Genomic DNA, 21,733 nt, shown 5'->3' with positions numbered 1-21,733 from the left:
CGTGGACACCACCGCGCCGGTGATTAGCGTGAACACGTTGTCGGGCGACGATGTGCTGAATGCGGCGGAAGCCCAGCAGGCGCTCACCGTACAAGGCTCTTCCAGCGCGGAAGCAGGCCAGACGGTGACCGTCACGCTGGGCGGAAAAACCTACACTGCGCTTGTGGCAAACGACGGGACGTGGACGCTGGATGTTCCGGCAGTCGATCTGGCTGCACTGAGCCAGGGGGCGCTGACGGTGACCGCCTCGGTCAACGATAAAGCCGGTAACAGCGGCCAGACGACGCATACCTTAACGGTCGATACCATCGCGCCAGCCGTCACCATTAGCACCGTGGCTGATGACGATATCGTCAACAACGCCGAGCAGCTGGCGGGACAGACCATCAGCGGGACCACCACCGCGGAACAGGGCCAGACGGTGACCGTCTCCTTCAACGGCCACAGCTATCAGGCGACCGTGGCGGCGAACGGCTCCTGGTCGGTCTTCGTGCCGGGGCGTGATTTCCTTGGCCTGAGCGACGGGGATTACACCATTACGGCTACGGTGAGCGATAAGGCAGGTAACCCGGGCAGCGCAACGCACGACGTGACGCTTAACGGCGACGTGCCGACCATCGCCATTAACACCTTTGCGCAGGACGATATCGTAAATGCCGCCGAACATGGCACGCCACTGGTTATCAGCGGCACCACCGATGCGCCAGCGGGCCAGACGGTGACAATTACGCTTAACGGTAAAACCTACACGGCTACCGTTCAAAATGACGGCACCTGGAGCTATACGGTCGGCAGCGCAGACGTGACCGCGCTGGCGGACGGCGGTTCGTACGTGATAAACGCGCAGGTGAGCAACGCCATCGGCAACAGCGTCAGCGATAACCACACCGTAACCGTGGATCTCACCGCACCGTCGATGGGGATCAGCATTGATTCCCTGCAAAACGATACCGGCCTCAGCGCGAATGACTTCATCACCAACGACAGCCAGGTGGTGGTGAATGGTTCCCTGACCGCGCAGCTCGGCAATAACGAGAAGGCGCAGATCAGCCTTGACGGCGGCGTCACCTGGATCGACCTGACCGTCACCGGCACCACCTGGCGCTACACTGATGGCCGCACCCTGACGGACGGTACGTATCAGTACCAGGTGCGCGTGATTGATAACGCGGGCAACGTTGGGGCAACGGACAGCCAGGACGTCGTAATCGATCTGACGAAGCCTGCGGCGGCGACCATTACCGTGGATTCCGTCTCGCAGGATACCGGCCTGTCCGACAGCGACTTCATTACCAGCGACAACCAGATCAGCCTGAAAGGGACGCTCGGCGCGGCCCTGGGCAGCGGCGACCACGCCCAGATCAGCCTGGACGGTGGCGCGACCTGGACTGACGTGAGCGTTAGCGGCCTGAGCTGGACGTATATTGATGGCCGTACGCTGACCGACGGGGATTACAACTACCAGCTGCGCGTGATTGACGACGCGGGGAATATCAGCGCCACCACCAGCCAGGTGGTGACCATTGATACCGTCGCGCCGGACGCCAGCAAAACGATCGCTATCGACAGCATCAGCGACGATACCGGCCTGAGCAGCAGCGACTTTATCACTCGCGACACGTCCCTGACCCTGCACGGCTCACTCGGCGCGACGCTGGCCGACGGCGAATATGCCCAGATCAGCATCGACGGCGGCGTCACCTGGCAGAACGTGATCGTCACCGGCAACAGTTGGTACTACGTGGACGGCCGCACGCTGGGTAACCAGACCTATGACTACTACGTTCGCGTAGTGGATGCGGCGGGCAACGTGGGTGCCAGCGCTCATCAGCAGGTGACGGTCGATACGGTCGCGCCGGATGCGGCGATTACGGTGACCGTGGATAACATCACCGTCGATACCGGTTTCGATAACAATGACTTCCTGACCAGTTCGACCTCGTACACGCTCAACGGGACGCTCGGGGCCGAACTCGGGGCGGGTGAGTATGTGCAGGTGAGCATGGATGGCGGCACCACCTGGGTTTACGCCACGGTAAGCGGTACCCAGTGGCGCTATACCGACGCGCGCACCCTGGCCGACGGCGACTACCGCTATCAGGTGCGGGTTGTCGATCAGGCGGGCAACGTCGGGGCCACCACCACGCAGGACGTGACGGTGGATACCCAGGCGCCGCAGTACGGCATCACCATTGACAGCATCAGCGAAGATACCGGGCAGTCCGGAAGTGATTTCATCACCATGGACACCTCGCTGACGATCAACGGTTCGTTGGGCAGCGCGCTGGCCAGCGACGAGCGCGTACAGATTAGCCTCGACGGCGGCAATACCTGGATTGACGCTACCGTCACTAACCAGCGCTGGAGCTATACGGACACCCGCGATCTGGCGGACGGGGATTACAACTACCAGGTGCGGATCATCGACCAGGCGGGCAACGTCGGCTCAACCACTTCGCAGGTGGTAACGGTTGATACCACGCCGCCTGATACGGTGGGAACGGTGGTCAGCTATACCGACGGGGAAGGCGAACGTCAGGGCAGCTTCGGCGCTTCGGTGGCAACAGATGACAACTCTCCAGTGATTAACGGGACGCTTAACCGTGCGCCGGACAATGGCGAGATCGTGCAACTGTATCGTGACGGTGTGCTGCTGGGACAGGTGACGATGAACGGCGCCGCCAGCTGGTATTTCCAGGACAGTGGTCTGAATGACGGTAATCACGTCTATATGCTGCGTGTGACCGATCTGGCAGGTAACTTCACCGACTCAGATGATTTCGTGCTGAAAGTGGATACGAGTATCCCGACAACCACCGTGACCATTAACCCTCAGACGACGACAGATAGCACCCCGATTCTGAGTGGACTGGTATCGGCGGGACTGACCAACGGCGAGTACGTGGTTATCACCGTGAACGATAAAACCTACACCTCAGAGACTGGCGGTGCGGTCGTGGTCGATCCGGATAACAACACATGGTATTTGCAGCTCCCTGACGGCGATGCGCTGAGCGTGAAGAATTATGATGTTACGGCACAGGTGAAAAGCAGCGCCGGCAACGGTAATACCGCTGGGTTGACCACCGGTAGCCTGATTGTAGGGAGTGAAGAATCATTGACGCCGGCCTGGTCATTTACCGCCGCGAACTACTCCTATTCTGCCAGCTATATGCTGGATTCGGATGGGCTGTGGACGATTATGGCCAACCAGCAATTCGCATCCGCCAATACCAGTAGCCGTAACGCTTACACCGTTTCAGGCAATTTCTCAATGACGGGAAATTACACAACCGGTACTTACGCGGATATCAACCGCGACGGGCTGGCTGACGTGCTGGCGGAAGGGACAAGTTACTCGTACATGGTGCAGCTGATTAACAATGGAGACGGTACATACACCTCCAGTACGCTGACCAATATGGGGGCTGCGGTGTGGTATGGCGCGGTGGTCGCCATTGACATCAAGGGCGATGGTTACACTGACTTTGTCATCGGCGATGCTGGCGGGCCTGATTCCAGCACCGTCATGCTCAATAACAACGGCACGCTGACGGGCAGTTCGAAGTCCGGTACGTACTCCAGTTTCGTATCGGGATCAACGGTAGGTAACTACAACAGTCTGATTGAAACGTCCGGTGTGGATTTGAACAACGACGGGAAAGTGGATATTGCCCAGCATACGACCAACGGGGGCAACAACTATGCCCTGTCGACCATGTTTAACCAGGGCAATGGCTCATTTACGTGGGGGCAAAACTTCACCAATACCATGTACAGCGGCTATGGTTCCGCCGCAGCGTCCAATGCCGTGAGTATGACCTGGGCCGACTTTAACGGTGATGGTTACATGGACCTGTATATGAGCATGTCCCGTACCTCCAGCGGAACCAGTCAGGGCGGGGTGTTAATGCTGAACGACGGTAGCGGCAACCTTCTGGCCGGCACCGCGGTTGGAACGGCGACCACGGATAAGTTTGTGGGTAACGTCAGCGTGGCGGTGGACTGGAACCTAGACGGTCACATGGACATCATCAAGCTGGCGAATAGCGGGCAGTCTTATCTTTACACCAATGATGGACTGGCAGGTACTGCAAGCTTTACTGCTTCGAAATTCAGTACCGCTACGTCAACTCAGGTATCCGGCGCGGCTCTGCTTGATTACGACTGGGATGGCGCACAGGATCTGCTCATTTTCCGTCAAAACGGTACGGTTTTACTGGAGCGGAATACCAATACGGTCGCACCAGGTACGGCCTTGCATCTGAAGATTGTCGACAGCGAAGGGATTAACGCCTTCTTTGGCAACACTGTCCAGCTGTACAACGCGGCAGGCCAGCTGGTCGCCAGTGAAATCATCAATGCCCAGTCCGGGATTGGCATTAACGATTCCTCGTCGCTCATCAGTTTTTACGGCCTGGATCCCAGCGAGACGTATCACGCGGTGCTGGTTCGTGCCGTTAACGGTGTTTCGAGTAACGTAACCTGGGACGGGCTGACGGCAGGAGACGGTAAAGAAAGTTACGCCCTGACGGCTGAAGCTGCTACGGGCGGTCACCAGGGCACCCTGACAGGTACCGGCTACAACGATACCTTTATCGCTGAAGCAGGGACGTATACCTACAACGGTTCCGGTGGCTGGACGACGACCTCTGAACACGACACGTGGAGCAGTACGGGCGGCATGGATGTCGTGGATTATCGCAACGCCACTTCCGGCGTCACCGTCGATTTAGGACGCTCTACGGCGCAGAGTACCGGATTCGATACCGCGACACTGGTGAATATTGAAGGCATCAACGGCTCCGACTATGACGACGTGATCACCGGCAACAGCGGTGATAACCAGTTCGAAGGCCGGGGCGGGAACGACACCTTCAACATCGGCAGCGGCGGTCACGATACGTTGCTCTATAAGCTGATCAACGCGTCTGACGCGACGGGCGGCAACGGCAGCGATGTGGTGAACGGCTTTACCGTCGGCACCTGGGAAGGGACGGCGGATACGGACCGTATCGACCTGCGCGACCTGCTTTCTGACAGCGGTTATACCGGCACCGGCTCGGCGAGCTACGTCAACGGCGTGGCGACGCTGGACAGCAGCGCGGGCAACATCGCCGACTACATCCGCGTGGTGCAGAACGGCAGCAACACCGAGATCCAGGTTGACCTGGACGGCACCGGCGGTCAGTTCTCGCCCACCACGCTGGTGACGCTGAACGGGGTGCAGACAGATCTGGCGACGCTGCTGGCGAACCACCAGCTGTTAATTGCGTAAAACACTGCCGCGGGGAGCGATCCTCGCGGCTTTTTGCGTTTCTTTACACGAATAGCCATAACCCTATATTTCACAAGATTATTTTGCGGGCTCGTTTAGACAGTGTTCGATTTCTAATCATCCCGGAAAGGTATCATTTCAGTGCGAAATCATCGCCCTGAACAGGACGTAGCATTATGAAGACACATCCACAGTACGAACCCTGGTTGCAGGGCATGCTCATCATCGCGAAATATTATCGGCTGGATTTTTCGGCGGAGCATGTTCGGGTCACGATTAACCATGAAAGCCAGTCGCCACGCCAGCTGGTGCTGGAGGAGATGGCGCGCCAGCTTGGGCTGGGGATGCGTTGGGTGGCGGCGGAAGCCCTATCGCTCGATCCCTGGCGTTTACCGCTGCTGGCGGAGTTTACCGGCGGGCAAATTGCGGTCATCAACCGTATGGACAACGATGGGAACGTCAGCGTGCAGTTTAGCGGCGACGGCGGCCTGGAGACAACGCTGACGCGGGACGATCTCGGTTCGCGGTTAAAGGGGCTGATGGTGCTGCGTCCCCTGGAGTCCACGCCGGATGCGCGCGTGGATGATTACATCAAACCCTATGAGAAAAACTGGTTCTGGCAGCTGGCGCTGAAAGACTGGCGTCGTTACAGCGATATTATGCTGGTGGCGCTGGTCGCCAACGTGCTGGCGCTTTCCGGCATGGTCTTCTCCATGCAGGTCTACGACAGGGTGGTACCGTCGCAGTCAGAAGCCACGCTGTGGGTGCTGTTTGGCGGCGTGATGATTGCCATCGTGTTCGAATTCATCATGCGCATGCTGCGCGTGCACATTTCTGACGTGGTGGGGAAGCGCGCCGATCTGCGCATCTCTGAACGCGTCTTTGCCCACGCGCTGCGGATTAAAAACGGCGCACGCTCGAAATCAACCGGATCGTTTATCGCGCAGATCCGCGAGCTGGAGTCGGTGCGCGAGCTGATCACCTCGACGACCATTGCGGCCCTCTCCGATCTGCCGTTCTTCCTGCTGTTCGTCTTCATTCTGTGGATGATTGGTGGTCCGCTGGTGCTGGTGGTCCTGCTCGCCGTGCCGCTGTTGCTTATTCCTGGCCTGCTGGTGCAGCGCCCGCTGGGGAAACTCTCCAGCGAAGGGATGCGTGAATCGGCGATTCGCAACGCCACGCTGGTGGAAGCGGTGCAGGGGCTTGAGGACATCAAGCTGATGCGCGCTGAGCAGCGGTTCCAGAACCAGTGGAATAACACCAATGACGTTGCCGCCAGCGTCGGCATGAAGCAGCGCTGGCTGACGGGGCTGCTGCTAACCTGGACCCAGGAGGTGCAATCTATCGTCTACGCCGTGGTGCTGCTGGTGGGGTGTTACCTGGTCATCAGCGGTGACATGACCACCGGTGCGCTGGTGGGCACCTCGATTCTGGCGTCCCGGACCATTGCGCCGCTGTCGCAAATTTCTGGCGTGCTTTCCCGCTGGCAGTCAGCAAAGGTGGCCCGCAAGGGACTGGATGACCTGATGCAGCGCCCGATTGACGATCCCCAGCACGGAAAGAAGGTGCATAAAGCCCACCTGCGCGGTGATTATCTGCTGGACGACGTGGGGTTTTATTACGACGAAGAAGAGAAGCTCACCGTGCTGAATATCAGCAAACTACGCATTCGCGCCGGGGAGCGCGTGGCGGTGCTCGGGCGGAATGGTTCGGGGAAAAGCACCTTGCTGCACCTCCTCGCGGGAATGCAGGAGCCGCAGCAGGGCAGCATTTTGCTGGACGATATTGCTCTCAATCATCTTGACCCGGCCGACGTGCGCCGCGATATGCAGTTGCTCAGCCAGCAGGCGCGGCTGTTCTTCGGCTCCGTACGCGACAACATCCTGATGGGTAATCCGCTGGCGACAGACGAGGAAATCCATCAGGCGCTGGTCAACAGCGGCGCGCTGGAGTATGTGCGCAAGCAGAAAATGGGGCTAAACACCATCATCAACGAGGGCGGAACGGGGCTTTCCGGCGGGCAACGTCAGGCGCTGCTGCTGGCGCGCGCGCTGATCACCTCGCCGAATATTCTGCTGCTGGATGAACCCACCGCCTGGCTGGATGAGGTCAGCGAGAAGCAGTTTATCCAGCATCTGCACCAGTGGCTCGGTAAGCGCCGGACGCTGGTGGTGGCGACGCATCGCCTGCCGATTCTGGACCTGGTTGACCGCATCATCGTCCTGGAAAACGGCAAAGTGGTGATGGATGGCCCTCGTGATGCCATTTTACGCCAGCACGGAATGGCCCCGCAGCAGGCGCCGCAGCGTACGGTTAAACTGAAAACGGAGGGCGTGGCATGAATGATTTCTCCCGCTTTAATAGCCGACTGAAGGAGCCCCGCCTGCCGCGTTCGTCGCTGGTGGCATGGTCGCTGTTTGCCCTGCTGGTGGTGTTTATTACCTGGGCCAGCCTGTTCCAGCTGGATGAGGTCACTACGGGCAGTGGCAAGGTGATCCCGTCCTCCCACGAGCAGGTGATCCAGTCCCTGGAAGGGGGGATTATTCACAGTCTGATGGTGCGCGAAGGCGACATCGTCGAGCGTGGTCAACAGCTTGCCCAACTGGACCGGACGAAAACCGAGTCCAGCGTGCTGGAGAGCGAGTCTCGATTAAACGCTGCAATGGCGACGGCCGCGCGTCTGAATGCTGAGGTGAACGACACCGGGCTGACATTCCCGGCAGAGCTGGATGACGACGTTGAGCTGGTCAAACAGGAAACGGCGCTTTATCAGTCACGTCGCGAAAGCCTTGAAAAAGGGCTGGCGGGTTTACGCCAGGGAGCGGATCTCGTGCAGCGTGAACTGGCATTAACGCGCCCGCTGGTGACGCAGGGGGCGGCCAGTAAGGTCGAAGTCTTACGCCTTGAACGCCAAAAAAATGAGCTGGAGAGCAAAATCACCGAGATGAAAAACCAGTACTACGTTCGCGCCCGCGAAGAACTGGCGAAAGCGAACGCAGAAATAGAGGCGCAGCGTTCGGTCATGAAAGGACGCGAAGATTCACTCACCCGCTTAACGTTTAATGCGCCGGTGCGTGGCATCGTGAAGGATATTGACGTGACGACGGTGGGCGGGGTGATCCCGCCGAACGGCAAACTGATGAGCCTGGTACCGCTTGATGACCAGATGGTGATAGAAGCGAAAATCTCGCCGCGCGATGTCGCGTTTATCCATCCCGGGCAAAAAGCGCTGGTGAAAATCACCGCCTATGATTACTCGATCTACGGCGGGCTGGAAGGGGAGGTGACGATGATTTCCCCGGATACCCTTCAGGACGAGGTGAAACGGGATGTTTATTATTATCGCGTTTATATTCGTACAGACAGTAACCATCTGACCAACAGGCAGGGCAAGGCGTTCCCGGTGTTCCCGGGCATGATAGCCACAGTTGATATCAAAACCGGCAGTAAATCCGTCATTGATTATCTGCTGAAACCGTTGAATAAGGCAAAAGAGGCGCTGCGCGAGCGGTAAAAAAGGCGTTCAGCAAACCGAACGCCCGTCAGATCAGAGTGTAGGCGTCATGTTGACAGCATGGCGTCGTTCTTTTGGTACCACATTGATGTAATGTGTGACATACGCAAAATATAATCCGGCATAATTTTCGACAAGCTCGATAAAGGCCGGATAAATTGACATCCGGCCATCGCCGCGATCTTTAAGATAACCTGCCTCCTGCGCCGATTTGATAATGCGGTTGACGTGAATACGCGAGACGAAAAATTCTTTTGCCAGCGTGCTGGCTGAATACGCTATTATGGCACCGTGTGCTGTTTTGTTTTTAATGGCCTGCAAATAGAGATAGAGCATAATCATTCGTCCACCATCCTTATCAATAAATAAACCCACCTCCGGAAGCACTTTCCTGAATGTTAATCCGCGGAAAAGGTACTCTGCGGCGCGCCGGAAAAAGTTGTGCCTCAGAATGTCATTGTCGAGAAGGTTAACATTAATGTTGAATGCCGGATAAAGAATGCTGACAGGCGTAAACGCCCCGGACATATAGCGTTTAAGCTCATCGAGTCCTTTTTCCGTCGGCGCAATTTTTGTTTTTCGGCGATCTTCACTACAGCGCCAGGTCTTTATTCGCCCGGTAGTTTTAAGTATGGTAATGATCGCGATAACACTGTTAGGGCTGGCGATATTGTAACGGGTGCATAGCGCCTTAATCTCTGAAACTGACTCAGCCTGATTGCCAAAAACAAAACAACACATGGACAATATTATGTTGAAGCGTGATTCCTGAAGCATCGTTTTGTAGAACAAGGGTTGTTTTTTATAAATGACATCATTAATTCTGTAGTGTTCTGTTATAGCTTCACCAAATCGCGGGTTGTTTTTAATGACATCCCTTCGATGTAGCAAAGCCCTGGATGAGATGTGATTATCCATAGCATTTTCTCTTTTTGTCTGGGCCGATAAGATGAAGTGTCCGGTCTTCTTTTTCGGAATTTTCATTATACCTCGAGAAATGCATATTTACTGTCGTTATATGAAAAGAAAGTAATATTTATGCTGCATATGGATGAGTCGGTTGATTAACGCAAAAATGTTCCTGTGCATAACATTGATAACGGTTTATTAACCAAACAGGGTGCGGTAAAATTATTCAATGCGACAAAGAGTATTGGCTTTAATTACAGATGGGAATACTATTTGCATTCTCAGGAGCAGGTTATGTCTCAAAATTTACCTTTTATACAAGGTACGTGCTACAAGCAACGGTTTGTTATTTCAGCCTGCGGTTTCACCTTCGAGGGGTATAGCCTGCTTCTGAAGTCACGTGGCGTAAACGCCACGCGACTCCATTTTGAAGAGGATGAAGTTTGCTCAGGTGATGTTCATAAAATGATGCAAAATCAACCACCTGAAGTTGCTGTTTTTCTTGGTCGCGACGTCGCTACCTTTCTTGAAAGCCTGAAGCAGTTGGTATCGGTGCTGAATGCGCTGCCGGTTATTTGTAGCGTGACGCTGTATGGCGCAATACCAGAGAGATGGCTTTACGCCACGTTGTGTAGTCTCGTTAATAATACCAAATCGTTATCGATGATCAGGATAGCGAATATTTCAGACGTAATGGACTGTGCAGACAACATTTATGACGTGCATACCGATTCGTCACGCATATTGCGTGATGGACCCGAGAAAGAAGGTAAAGAAAGTCTGAATGGTTTAACAAAGCGCGAATTAACCGTATTGCTGAATTTTTATCGGGGTATTTCGATAAAAGAGCAGTCTGCGAGGTTAGGGTTGTCAGATAAAACCATTTATACCCATAGAAAAGTGGGGTTGGATAAATTATATCTTATCAGGGTATGGTTTAGCGATGCACGTGTTTTCAGAGATGAAGTCTGTGCAGTAAAAAATAATCCGCAGGGGTTTTCGGATGCGGAAATTGATATTTTGCAGGCGTTACATAAGCGGGAAATCTTTGCGGCTTATCAAATTATTACCGATGGCGATAAAAAAGGAGTAGGCTTTGAAATTCTGCTGCGCTGGCATAAAAACGGTCAGGTTCTGAAGGCTGCCCAATTTCTGGGTGGGGTGAAAAATGGCGAAATATGGCTCAAGCTGACGGCGTTAGTCATCCACGCGGCCGTGTCAGGTATCAACAGATACAATGGGAAATATTATTTTTCGGTTAATATTCCGCCTCCACTGGCTACCGGGAACGCGCTGCCGGGAATGGCGAAAAAAGCCGTTGAGATGTTACTGAAGCCGCAGTGGGCCGGGAAACTTGTCTTTGAATTAGCTGAAGCGATTGATGTGACAAAGGATCCAAATATTCCTGTCACTCTTCAGCGTTTACGCGCCGAGGGGTGTCGGCTGTTTCTGGATGATTGCTTTTCCAGAGATTACGCTATGTTACCCATCCGACAGATTAATGTTGATGGATTGAAGCTTGACCGCGATATAGTTGAGCACTTTGTTGCTAACGACAATGACTATAGCATTATTAAAGCGATACAGATATATAGCGACATGACGGGAAGGGAATGCGTTGCGGAAGGCGTCGATAGCGAAGAAAAATTTGAAAAACTTGTCGCGTTAGGTGTTAAACGCTTTCAGGGATATTATCTTTCCCGGGCGGTTAAAGAAGAAGAGCTTGATCGAATGGTACGGCTATTTAGTTAATGGGTTCACTATGCTGGTGGTACGACAGAGAAACTTTTCTACCACCAGCAAAAACAGTCACTCACCAGCGCAATAATCTGTTATCAGATATCATCGCGCGTAAAACCGACAACAATTTCAAGCGTATTTCGAATGACATCGCAGGCTTCGGGCTCCTCGGTAATTTCGAGGGCGTGAATCAGTTGCAGGATAATCTCTTTATTAGAGAGATTGTCACCGGTCAGCATAATACAGCGTATTGCCGAGCCCAACACTTCAACCTCACCACTGAGATGTTTTCCTGCATTAAGAAAATGTTCCGCCAGTCCTTTATCGTGCAAGGCTTCAAAATTATACGTCTGCTGCATAATCGCTTTACTCATGGTGGTCACCGTTTCGGTTAAAATTAGTGTTTCTTGTCTGGGGTCAAAAGCGTGTTGTGAGTAAAGAGAGATCGCATGCGACCCATGTCATAATTGCCCATCACTCTTCCCCGGTCGTGCGAGACGCCGGTTACACGCTGGCGCACTTCATCTTCAGCGGCAATCAATGCATTTTTACGTTCATCATTTGATTCAACGTTAGCCATCGCCCGCAGGCGATTAGCAAGAGACACAAAGGTAATAGGTCCGTTCTCTTTCAGTATGGATAATACGGCCTCACCGATAAGGTCATCCTTAAGTCGTTCAAATTTAGTTCTATGCATACCTTCAATCTCACTCTGCTACACGCGGCAGGCTGTAGCATGGGGTTAGTCATCGCATTCAGAAGCTCTATTCTCACTCAGCATGACTAACTTAGTAAGTTAAAAAACAGTGTTCAGGTTAACGCTCGAAGAAGAGGGCTATCAAACCGTTGTAGTGCGCTTTCTCAACGTCAGACGTGGATTCTTCAATTCTGCGCAACAGCTTTGTACAAATTGTCATTCTGCTCAGTTGTACATTTTCTTTGATGATCTCACTGACGATGGCACCAAGGGTTTCCTGCTGTGTTGGGACGTTATCCTTGTTAAAATACAAGGTTATAGCGCTTTCTGCTGTAGAGGGAGCATGGTTGCGACGCATAATTTTCCACCGTTAACAAACAATTTTGTAACATCACTGGCATCGAATTTATACTATATGGTCAAATCTGTACATCAAAATTGTACAACTTTTTCGTATGGATTGAGCTTTTATCAGGAGAACTATCAAAATTAGGGGGGGAAGAGAAGGAAAGAGGGGAAAAGAAAAGGCCCCGGAGGGCCTGAAATTATTTACGTCCCAGCAGAAGTCCCAGAACGATACCTACCGCACCCGCAGCGATTAAGCCCGTTAACGGGTTATTTCTGACGGCTTCAGTAACATCCGAGACGGCATCACTGGCCTGGGCAGCATATTTTTTCGCTGCACCTTTCACCTGGTGTTTAGGGGAGTCAACGAATTCACCAAACTGCTGCTGCGCAGAGCCGGATAATTCATCAAGTTTGTTTTTGGCTTTATCGCCAGCGTATTGTGCATTTTTATCAGTGTCGAAATCAGACATTCCAGCCTCCTTTTGTTGATAGTCTAAGGATAGACGCTCATTTCAGGCGTGAGCGAGAATTCGCTGAAATCGACGCCTGATTGCTCCTTTTTAGGATATGTCTTTCTTACATGACCACCCTAACGTCCTTAGGATGTTCTTGATCACTATTTCCCTCGCCATCTCTCTACGCAGTGCGAAGAGATTATTTTTGTCGTGCGCGAGCGGGAAAGGTAACGTAATAACCAAGGGATGCGGCCAGGCACAGCATATAACCGAACGATTCCGAACCTTCCTCCACAGCGTTTTTCACGACACGCATATAGCCATGCTCCAGGATGGCGTGCCACAGCACCTGCATGCCAAAGAGGCGGGAGAAGACCAGTACAGCCAACAGGCCGCTCAACAGAATACCGTACCAGGGGGATTGGGTATATTTTGCCAGCTGTTCCAGGGTAGCGCGAAAATGCATAACGGGGCGAATTAACGCCAGCAGAGCGGTAATCAGCGCGAACCACACCCAACTCCCATGAGAAATGAGATCAAAAAGCGCGTCCAGCTCACGAATTAGCATTGTCAGGAAAAATCCACCCACCAGAATATTGCAGTAACGCATGGATTCGTCCATTTTCGCCAGACGAAAATGGAGAACGACAATAGTCGCTAATACCGTTTCCTGCATAATTTCGGTCAGTGATAATTCCGGAATATCATGGCCGACAAACCGCATATCAACCCAAAGACAAAGTACAATAAGTGCGCAAGCGGCCGCTGCGCCAACGAAGAATAAAAAGCTCTTTAGTACAATCATTAACACCACCATTTTGTTTGTAGCGAGTATGTTAGGTGACGAGAATGTTATTTCTGTTCACATTGTGCCATATAAGTGCGGATTTTTAACATTTCGAGCTAAATAGGGTTGGTCACGAAGAGACGAAAGCGTAAATATCGTCAACATCGTCTGTGCTGTTAAGGCGGGGCAATGTCATTGCGGAGGGTGTCATCAGGCAAGGGGATGTTAGGGTATTGGGGGACCAGCGAGAGGTGGAAAACACAGCTGCGGAACTATCTTGTCGATGTTTTCTTAAGAACGTACTCTGATAGAGAAAGCGTTCAGCTCCACAGAAAAAATGCTGTTTCTCCACCCTGGCAATCATTTTTCTTCTGTGTACTCACCTTTTGATTTTAGTTTATCTCTAACCAGGTTGGCGCAACTGGTTGCATTCTGTAAACTCTGATCGTTTACAATAGAGGGCCGAGATTTTAAAACTTCGTTGTAAGCTTCTTTAACTTTCGGACTGACTGTTGCAGCATACCTATCGGGTGGGAAGTTACCCAAAGGTTCTTTGTCACCGCTTAAGGCCTTAGCACAAGCATTATTAATTTGGTCATCAATGCTTAATTGATTAGCGTTAGCAGATAACGAAAAAGATAAAACCAAAGAGGCGAGAACAATTCTTTTCATACTTATTCATTCCTTAATGATGAGGCGTTGTGACCCTAATTCAATATGTTGCACCCGACTTATTTTGTTTACTACAGGCTAAATGTTATCAAAAATAAATATCCAACATGTATTAGTATATTCTTTTTCTTATTCTTATGATACCTACGTTCTTTAGTGGGGGTTAGTGTGATTGCACAAGTCTTTAAAAGTAGGATTTTAAGGAAGGATGACGTTTTATGACTTCATCTGTACCACACTTGCATTATACTTAATAACAACCAACATGTGAATTTTTAAGGGACAGTACATGTCTGCCATGGATTTATCCGAAATGGGCACTGCCAAAGTGGTGCTGAATACCAGTGATTGCAATCATATAGTTATAGAAAAGTGGCCTGTCAGCGATGTTGAGTGGGCCTTTTATCTCTACGCGGCAACAGAGCTTAACCAGGCAGGGATTGCTACTCCAACGCTTTTCTCTGCTGATGCCACCTTACGCCAGTTAAAACTAGAGTATATTCCGTATAAGGTTGATCAGACCGCGGTGGCAAATGATTATGCCATAGCTATGCTGGGGCGCCTGCATCGCTATCCTGCAAATTCTGAATGGCTCTATCATACGCATACGTGGACAGAAACAGCGCTTGAAAACGCTCTCATGCTTTTGGCATTACCTGAATTAAATGTCCGGCAGCTTCGACGATTTCAGCAGAATAGTAATGCGTTATTCGCCTGCCAAAGCCTGGTTTCAGGCGACAGCAACGCAGGCAACTGGGGAAGAAGAGAAAACGGTAATTTAGTTCTTTTTGACTGGGAAAGGTTTGGCAAAGGGAGTCCTGCTATTGACCTGGCTCCCCTCATAAGGGGAATGGGGACAAAACAAGAATTTATAGACCTTGCAGAACGCTATTGCCAGCTATCCTCCCATCAAAATATCAGGGAGCTGGCCAGAGAAATTGCAGTTGTCAAAGCCTGGATTGTCACGGAAGTGATTGTCCTGCTTCATATGCGGCGAAAGAGTACTTTTCCCTTGTATCTCAACTGGTACAGAGAGCATCTTCCCGCCTGGTTAGACAACGTGGAAAAAATGTTATGAAGCATGATTTCTAAAAATTATGCTTTTCTAGCAATACCTACTTTTCGCGCCTGAGGCACGTGATTGCCCACTTCTGATATATCAGCGAGTCACCTATATTAACTCCAGACGCTGATTTTTCACATTACCTACGGCTCTACTTAAAACCCACAATAAACTTCATGTTTACATAAAATCGTATTAACAGATACAATACCCCCCTATAGTATCAGGAGGGCGTATGCCGCATTCACCCGAAGATAAAAAACGTATTTTGACCCGCGTCCGCCGCATTCGGGGCCAGGTTGATGCCCTTGAACGCGCCCTGGAATCGGGCGATCCCTGTCTCGCCATTTTGCAGCAAATCGCCGCCGTGCGCGGCGCTGCCAATGGCCTGATGGGGGAAATGGTTGAAATTCACCTCAAAGATGAGCTGGTGACGGGGGAGACCACCCCGGATCAGCGGGCTGTGCGGATGGCGGAAGTCGGCCATTTACTGCGCTCTTATCTAAAATAAATCCACACACCTCACAACAAGGGAAAGACATCATGAAATCTCGCGCAGCTGTCGCGTTCGGCCCAGGCCAGCCGCTGAAAATCGTTGAAATTGATGTTGCTCCGCCGAAGAAAGGCGAAGTGCTGATCAAAATTACCCACACCGGCGTTTGCCATACCGATGCGTTTACCCTGTCCGGTGACGATCCGGAAGGCGTATTCCCGGCGGTGCTCGGCCACGAAGGGGGCGGTGTGGTGGTGGAAGTGGGTGAAGGCGTCACCAGCCTTAAGCCCGGCGACCATGTGATCCCGCTCTACACCGCAGAGTGCGGTGAGTGTAAGTTCTGCAAATCCGGCAAAACTAACCTCTGCCAGGCCGTGCGCGCCACGCAGGGTAAAGGTCTTATGCCGGACGGCACCACCCGTTTCTCCTATAACGGCGAGCCCATTTATCACTACATGGGGACCAGCACCTTCAGCGAATACACGGTGTGCGCCGAGATCTCACTGGCGAAAGTGAATCCGCAGGCCCCGCTGGATAAAGTCTGTCTGCTCGGCTGCGGTGTCACCACCGGTATCGGCGCGGTGCATAACACGGCGAAAGTGAAAGAGGGTGACACCGTGGCGGTGTTCGGCCTCGGCGGGATCGGTCTGGCAGTCATCCAGGGCGCGGTACAGGCGAAAGCTGGCCGCATCATTGCTGTGGATACCAACCCGGAAAAATTTAAGCTCGCAGGTGAGATGGGCGCGACCGATTTCATCAACCCGAAAGACTACGACAAACCGGTTCAGGAGGTGATCGTTGAGCTGACCGACGGCGGCGTGGACTTCAGCTTCGAATGTATCGGCAACGTCGATGTGATGCGCTCAGCGCTTGAGTGCTGCCACAAAGGCTGGGGCGAGAGCATCATTATCGGTGTGGCCGGCGCGGGTCAGGAGATCAAAACCCGTCCCTTCCAGCTGGTGACAGGGCGCGTATGGCGCGGGTCGGCATTTGGCGGCGTGAAAGGCCGTACCCAGCTGCCGGGCATGGTTGAAGATGCGATGGTCGGTAAAATTCAGCTCGACCCGTTCATTACGCACCGCCTGCCGCTGGAGCAGATCAACGAAGCCTTCGATCTGATGCACGAAGGAAAATCTATTCGTACCGTTATCCATTTCGGCGACAACTGATTATTCTGCCAGCGGTTTTTTCCGCTGGCATTTCTTCCCTGATCTTTTCTAAAGTGTGACCTGTCTGGCGCTTTTAACCGTAATCTAATTCTACGCCGCGCCGATGACTCTTTTACAGGCGTGTTTTTACGCATCTTACCTATAAGAGAGTCGACGGTCATGGACAACACAACATCGATGCAGGCGCAGCATAAGCTGAGTTTCTTGCACCACATCCGGCTGGTTCCGCTGTTTTCCTCCATTCTCGGTGGCATTATTCTCCTGTTTGCATTGAGCTCGGGTCTGGCAGGCTATTTCCTGCTCCAGGCCGATAACGATCAGCAGGATGTTACGGCAGAAATCCAGGTGCGCACCGGGCTGTCAAACAGTTCCAACCATTTACGCACCGCCCGTATCAACATGATCCACGCGGGGGCGGCGAGCCGTATCGCGGAGATGGAGGCGATGAAACAAAACATCGCTGAGGCTGAGACCCGCATCAGGCAGTCGCAGGATGGATTTGCCGCCTATATGAAGCGCACTATTCGCACACCGGCTGATGAAGCGCTGGACGGCGATCTGAAAGCCCGCTATGACGCCTACATCGCCGGTATGCAGCCGATGCTGAAATATGCCAAAAACGGCATGTTTGAAGCCATTATTAACCACGAAAATGAGACCGCGCGTCCGCTGGACGATGCCTATAACGCGGTGCTGCTGAAGGCGATAAAAATCCGCACCGAACGCGCCAACGCGCTGACGGCGCAGGCTCACACCCGCACCCGGCTGGGGCTGATGTTTATGTTCGGCGCGTTTGGCCTGGCGCTGGCGCTGGCGGTGATCACTTTTGTGGTGCTGCGCCGTACGGTGATAAACCCGCTCCAGCGAGCCGCTACGCGTATCGAAAATATCGCGAAAGGCGATTTGACCATGCCGGACGAACCGACCGGGCGCAGTGAAATTGGCCGCCTTACGCGCGATCTGCAAACGATGCAGCACGCGCTGGTGACCACCGTAGGCACCGTGCGGCAAGGGGCGGAGGAGATCTACCGGGGAACCAGCGAGATCTCCGCGGGTAACACCGATCTCTCTTCCCGTACTGAGCAGCAGGCGGCGGCGATTGAACAGACGGCGGCCAGCATGGAGCAGCTCACCGCGACGGTGAAACAGAACGCCGATAACGCGCATCATGCAAGTAAACTGGCAGAAGATGCCTCCGGGAAGGCCAGCCGCGGGGGGCAGATGGTCTCCGGCGTGGTGAAAACCATGGGTAATATTTCCACCAGCTCGAAGAAGATCTCTGAAATTACCGCCGTGATTAACAGCATCGCGTTCCAGACCAATATTCTGGCGCTCAACGCGGCGGTCGAGGCGGCGCGTGCGGGTGAACAGGGACGCGGCTTTGCGGTCGTGGCGAGTGAAGTTCGCACCCTGGCAAGCCGCAGCGCAAACGCGGCGAAAGAGATTGAAAGCCTGATTAATGAATCGGTGTCGCTTATCGATCAGGGTTCCGGGGAGGTGGTTGCAGCGGGCAATACCATGAATGAAATCGTCGAGGCGGTTAAACGCGTCACCGATATCATGCTGGAGATTGCAGCGGCGTCCGATGAGCAGAGCCGCGGCATCGTTCAGGTGAGCCAGGCGATTTCCGAGATGGATAAGGTGACGCAGCAGAATGCCTCGCTGGTGGAAGAAGCTTCTGCGGCAGCGGCTTCGCTGGAGGAGCAGGGCGCACGTCTGACGGAAGCCGTTGGCGCGTTTCGTCTCAACGGGGCGCGTGCAGGACGGGCTCCAGCCGCTGCAAACGCAGCGAAACCCTCGCCTTTAACCCCGGCGGCGGTCGTCTCAGGTGATAACTGGGAAACGTTCTGAGTAAGACAGACCCGCCCTCGCGGCGGGTTCTGCGTTTATGGTCAAAGAGGCATTGATTTACGAATGGCGCTTAACAGCGTTTGGGCACCTTCAGAGAGCGGGGCATCTACCCGCGTCAGGATCCCAATCGGTTCTCCCGCGCCGGGCGATGTTACCGGCAGCGCCGTAAGCACGCCGCGTCGCAGATCGTCCTTCACCGCGCCGGACGGCACAAACCATACGTAGTCATAATCCACCGTAAGCTGGCGCGACAGCGACGCCGAGAGCGTTTCAATACACCCGGAAGGCAGCGTGCAGCCCTGCATTTGCAGCAACGCTTCCGCATTCTGACGCGGAACGGTTCCTTTTGGTGAGACCACCACCGGCCACTCCATCACACGGCTCAGGGTCACGGTGTCCTGCAACAGGGGATGATTCGGACGCACGACCAGCTTCAGCGATTCCAGGAACAGCAGCTCGTAGTTCAGGCCGCTCATCAGTTCCGGATCGGACATCCGCCCAATGCCCAGATCCAGCTCGCCTGACTTCAGGCCCGCCAGCAGCATGGTGTTATTCATGGTCGCGACCTGAAGCGTGGCGTGCTTTTGCTGACGGTGGAACTGGCCGATCGCCGCAGGCAGTATGCCCAGCGCCGCCGTTGGCAGCGCGCCCACGCGCACGATGTCGCTGGCCGGCTCCTCTTTACGGTTTAACGCCTGACCGGCGGTATTGAGGGCATCGAGAACTTTAACGGCATGCGTCAGGAACTGTTCGCCCACGAGCGTAAGCTGAGCCCCCAGACGGCCGCGATCGAACAGGCGGGTTCCGGTAAGCTGTTCCAGTTCGTTCAGCGTTTTGGAGAGTGCAGGCTGACTGAGGTTAAGGGTTTCAGCCGCTCGCCCCAGCGTTCCCTGTTGAGCGACGGCCACAAAAGTATGCAAATGGCGCAAGCGTATGCGCTGACTGAACAGACCATTTTTTTCCATAGGCGATGTTAAAAACAGAGCGACGCGGGTGACAAGTTAAGATGTTTGAATTTGATAACCTGATAGCAAAATATTTTTAACATTTGATCTGTTTGAGTTACAACCGTTTTTCGAAAATGCCCACGCTTTGACCACTCGTCTGCCTGGATCACAATTCGTAAATTCTTCCCAACGAAAGGAACGGGCTTCTCTACACTCCAGGTAGTATTCACTGGAGGCATGACATCATGGCGAACACCATCACGGCTGATGATATTCGGGAACACTTTTCGCAGGCTATGTCGGCGATGTACCAGCAGGAAGTTCCGCAGTACGGCACCTTGCTGGAACTGGTGGCGGACGTTAACCTGGCGGTTCTGGAAAATAACCCACTTTTACATGAACAACTGGCGAACGCAGACGAACTGGCGCGCCTGAATGTTGAACGTCACGGTGCGATCCGCGTTGGCACCGCGCAGGAGCTTTCCACCCTGCGCCGGATCTTCGCCATTATGGGCATGTACCCGGTCAGCTACTACGATCTCTCCCAGGCGGGCGTGCCCGTCCACTCGACGGCGTTTCGTCCGACAGACGATGCGGCGCTCTGCCGTAATCCGTTTCGCATTTTTACCTCGCTGCTGCGCCTGGAGCTGATTGAAAACGTTGCGCTGCGCGAAAGGGCGGCGGAGATCCTCTCCCGGCGCAACATCTTTACGCCGCGCTGTCTGGAACTGATCGACCTGCATGATGCGCAGGGACACTTTACCGAGGCACAGGCGCGCGAATTTGTGCAGGAAGCCTTAGAAACCTTCCGCTGGCATCGCCATGCGACGGTCGATCAGGAAACCTATCTGGCGCTGAGCAACGAACATCGCCTGATTGCCGACGTGGTCTGTTTCCCGGGGTGCCACATCAACCATCTCACGCCGCGCACGCTGGATATCGACCGGGTGCAGGAGCTAATGCCGAAGTACGGCATCGAGCCGAAAATCCTGATTGAAGGCCCGCCGCGCCGCGAGGTGCCGATCCTCCTGCGTCAGACCAGCTTTAAGGCGCTGGAGGAGCCGGTGCTGTTCGCGGGGGAACACAAGGGCACCCATACCGCGCGTTTCGGTGAGATTGAGCAGCGCGGCGTGGCGCTTACGCCGAAAGGGCGCGAGCTGTACGACAGCCTGTTAAACCAGGCCGGGACCGGCAAAGACAACCTGACCCACCAGCTTCACCTGCGCGAGATCTTCAGCGCCTTCCCGGACAGTGAAATGTTCCTGCGCCGTCAGGGGCTGGCTTATTTCCGCTACCGTCTGACCCCGACAGGTGAGGCGCATCGCCACGCGTTTCGTCCCGGCGACGATCCGCAGCCGCTGATCGAACGCGGCTGGGTTGTGGCACAGCCCATCACCTACGAGGATTTTCTGCCCGTCAGCGCGGCGGGGATCTTCCAGTCGAATCTTGGCAATGAAACGCAGGCGCGCAGCCACGGTAATGCCAGCCGCAATGCCTTCGAAGCCGCGCTCGGCTGTGCGGTGTACGACGAGTTTTCGCTTTACGAGGAGGCGGAAGCGCGCAGCAAACAGCGTTGCGGTTTGCTCTGAAACCGTTACTCTGCAAGGGTGTGATGGAAAAAGAAGGTTGGTATGGAAAATCCCTCCGCCCCTGTGGTTGAAACGCGCCAGGGCGCACTGATTGGTTTTACTGAAGGCGATACCCATGTGTGGTGTGGCATTCCCTATGCGGCACCCCCTGTTGGCCCGTGGCGCTGGCGCTCCCCGCGTCCCCCTGCACGCTGGGATGGCGTGCGTCCGGCGACGGCGTT

At 53.9% G+C, this 21,733-nt stretch carries 18 protein-coding genes; 10 read left to right on the top strand and 8 right to left on the bottom strand.

Annotated features, from left to right (window positions below; genetic code table 11):
* From DD606_RS19855 to DD606_RS19845, 3 genes are all read left to right on the top strand, one after another.
* On the top strand, positions 1 to 5,278 hold a 5,278-nt coding region (locus DD606_RS19855), incomplete at its 5' end, for an Ig-like domain-containing protein (RefSeq protein ID WP_129259025.1).
* 176 nt (positions 5,279 to 5,454) lie between these two features.
* Positions 5,455 to 7,620, top strand: coding sequence for a type I secretion system permease/ATPase (locus tag DD606_RS19850; RefSeq protein WP_129259023.1), 2,166 nt, complete (start codon positions 5,455 to 5,457; stop codon positions 7,618 to 7,620).
* Positions 7,617 to 8,792, top strand: a complete 1,176-nt coding sequence (locus DD606_RS19845; RefSeq protein WP_022651165.1) for an HlyD family type I secretion periplasmic adaptor subunit — start codon at positions 7,617 to 7,619, stop codon at positions 8,790 to 8,792. The genes DD606_RS19850 and DD606_RS19845 overlap by 4 nt, the downstream gene beginning before the upstream one ends.
* Positions 8,793 to 8,825: 33 nt before the next feature.
* Here the strand turns inward: DD606_RS19845 and DD606_RS19840 are convergent, their stop codons facing one another.
* A complete protein-coding gene (locus DD606_RS19840; protein ID WP_032610223.1) occupies positions 8,826 to 9,710 on the bottom strand; it encodes a hypothetical protein in 885 nt (294 codons plus the stop codon).
* A gap of 285 nt (positions 9,711 to 9,995) precedes the next feature.
* On the opposite strand from DD606_RS19840, the gene DD606_RS19835 reads away from it, so the two are divergent.
* Entirely contained in the window at positions 9,996 to 11,453 is a 1,458-nt protein-coding gene (locus DD606_RS19835) for an EAL domain-containing protein (RefSeq protein ID WP_109948935.1), read from the top strand.
* 83 nt (positions 11,454 to 11,536) lie between these two features.
* On the opposite strand, the gene DD606_RS19830 is transcribed toward DD606_RS19835, so the two are convergent.
* From DD606_RS19830 to DD606_RS19805, 6 genes are all read right to left on the bottom strand, one after another.
* A complete protein-coding gene (locus DD606_RS19830; RefSeq protein WP_044596271.1) occupies positions 11,537 to 11,815 on the bottom strand; it encodes a biofilm development regulator YmgB/AriR family protein in 279 nt (92 codons plus the stop codon).
* Between the two features lie 23 nt (positions 11,816 to 11,838).
* On the bottom strand, positions 11,839 to 12,138 hold the full coding sequence (locus tag DD606_RS19825) for a hypothetical protein (RefSeq protein WP_003857266.1): 300 nt from the start codon (positions 12,136 to 12,138) through the stop codon (positions 11,839 to 11,841).
* Between the two features lie 118 nt (positions 12,139 to 12,256).
* The gene (gene ycgZ, locus DD606_RS19820; RefSeq protein WP_003857265.1) at positions 12,257 to 12,496 is read right to left on the bottom strand and encodes a regulatory protein YcgZ; all 240 of its coding nucleotides are present in this window, start codon (positions 12,494 to 12,496) and stop codon (positions 12,257 to 12,259) included.
* 187 nt (positions 12,497 to 12,683) lie between these two features.
* On the bottom strand, positions 12,684 to 12,956 hold the full coding sequence (locus tag DD606_RS19815) for a YqjD family protein (protein ID WP_003857263.1): 273 nt from the start codon (positions 12,954 to 12,956) through the stop codon (positions 12,684 to 12,686).
* 184 nt (positions 12,957 to 13,140) lie between these two features.
* Positions 13,141 to 13,746, bottom strand: a complete 606-nt coding sequence (locus DD606_RS19810; RefSeq protein ID WP_045896787.1) for a hypothetical protein — start codon at positions 13,744 to 13,746, stop codon at positions 13,141 to 13,143.
* Between the two features lie 342 nt (positions 13,747 to 14,088).
* Positions 14,089 to 14,400: a hypothetical protein gene (locus tag DD606_RS19805; protein WP_045333020.1), complete on the bottom strand. Its 312-nt coding sequence runs from the start codon at positions 14,398 to 14,400 to the stop codon at positions 14,089 to 14,091.
* Between the two features lie 289 nt (positions 14,401 to 14,689).
* On the opposite strand from DD606_RS19805, the gene DD606_RS19800 reads away from it, so the two are divergent.
* The 4 genes from DD606_RS19800 (at position 14,690) to DD606_RS19785 (ending at position 18,976) form a co-directional block, all read left to right on the top strand.
* Positions 14,690 to 15,478, top strand: a complete 789-nt coding sequence (locus DD606_RS19800) for a phosphotransferase family protein (RefSeq protein WP_109948937.1) — start codon at positions 14,690 to 14,692, stop codon at positions 15,476 to 15,478.
* 220 nt (positions 15,479 to 15,698) lie between these two features.
* Complete coding sequence (locus tag DD606_RS19795) at positions 15,699 to 15,974, top strand: metal/formaldehyde-sensitive transcriptional repressor (RefSeq protein ID WP_003857256.1); 276 nt, start codon at positions 15,699 to 15,701, stop codon at positions 15,972 to 15,974.
* A 32-nt stretch (positions 15,975 to 16,006) separates the two neighbouring features.
* On the top strand, positions 16,007 to 17,125 hold the full coding sequence (locus DD606_RS19790; protein WP_003857251.1) for an S-(hydroxymethyl)glutathione dehydrogenase/class III alcohol dehydrogenase: 1,119 nt from the start codon (positions 16,007 to 16,009) through the stop codon (positions 17,123 to 17,125).
* 159 nt (positions 17,126 to 17,284) lie between these two features.
* Positions 17,285 to 18,976: a methyl-accepting chemotaxis protein gene (locus DD606_RS19785; protein WP_045346289.1), complete on the top strand. Its 1,692-nt coding sequence runs from the start codon at positions 17,285 to 17,287 to the stop codon at positions 18,974 to 18,976.
* Between the two features lie 41 nt (positions 18,977 to 19,017).
* Here DD606_RS19785 and DD606_RS19780 read toward each other — a convergent pair whose 3' ends face one another.
* A complete protein-coding gene (locus DD606_RS19780; protein WP_003857247.1) occupies positions 19,018 to 19,941 on the bottom strand; it encodes a LysR substrate-binding domain-containing protein in 924 nt (307 codons plus the stop codon).
* Positions 19,942 to 20,168: 227 nt separating this feature from the next.
* Between DD606_RS19780 and DD606_RS19775 the strand changes: the two genes are divergently transcribed.
* Both DD606_RS19775 and DD606_RS19770 read left to right on the top strand, forming a co-directional pair.
* A complete protein-coding gene (locus DD606_RS19775) occupies positions 20,169 to 21,512 on the top strand; it encodes a VOC family protein (protein ID WP_003857245.1) in 1,344 nt (447 codons plus the stop codon).
* Positions 21,513 to 21,554: 42 nt separating this feature from the next.
* Positions 21,555 to 21,733 (top strand): carboxylesterase family protein (locus tag DD606_RS19770; RefSeq protein ID WP_176691453.1); only part of this gene is annotated, 179 nt, incomplete at its 3' end.

It is taken from the genome of Enterobacter cloacae complex sp. GF14B (assembly GCF_004136805.1).
In the GTDB taxonomy this organism is placed as follows: Bacteria; Pseudomonadota; Gammaproteobacteria; order Enterobacterales; family Enterobacteriaceae; genus Enterobacter; species Enterobacter hormaechei_C.
This window is presented reverse-complemented; position numbering and strand designations above follow the sequence as displayed.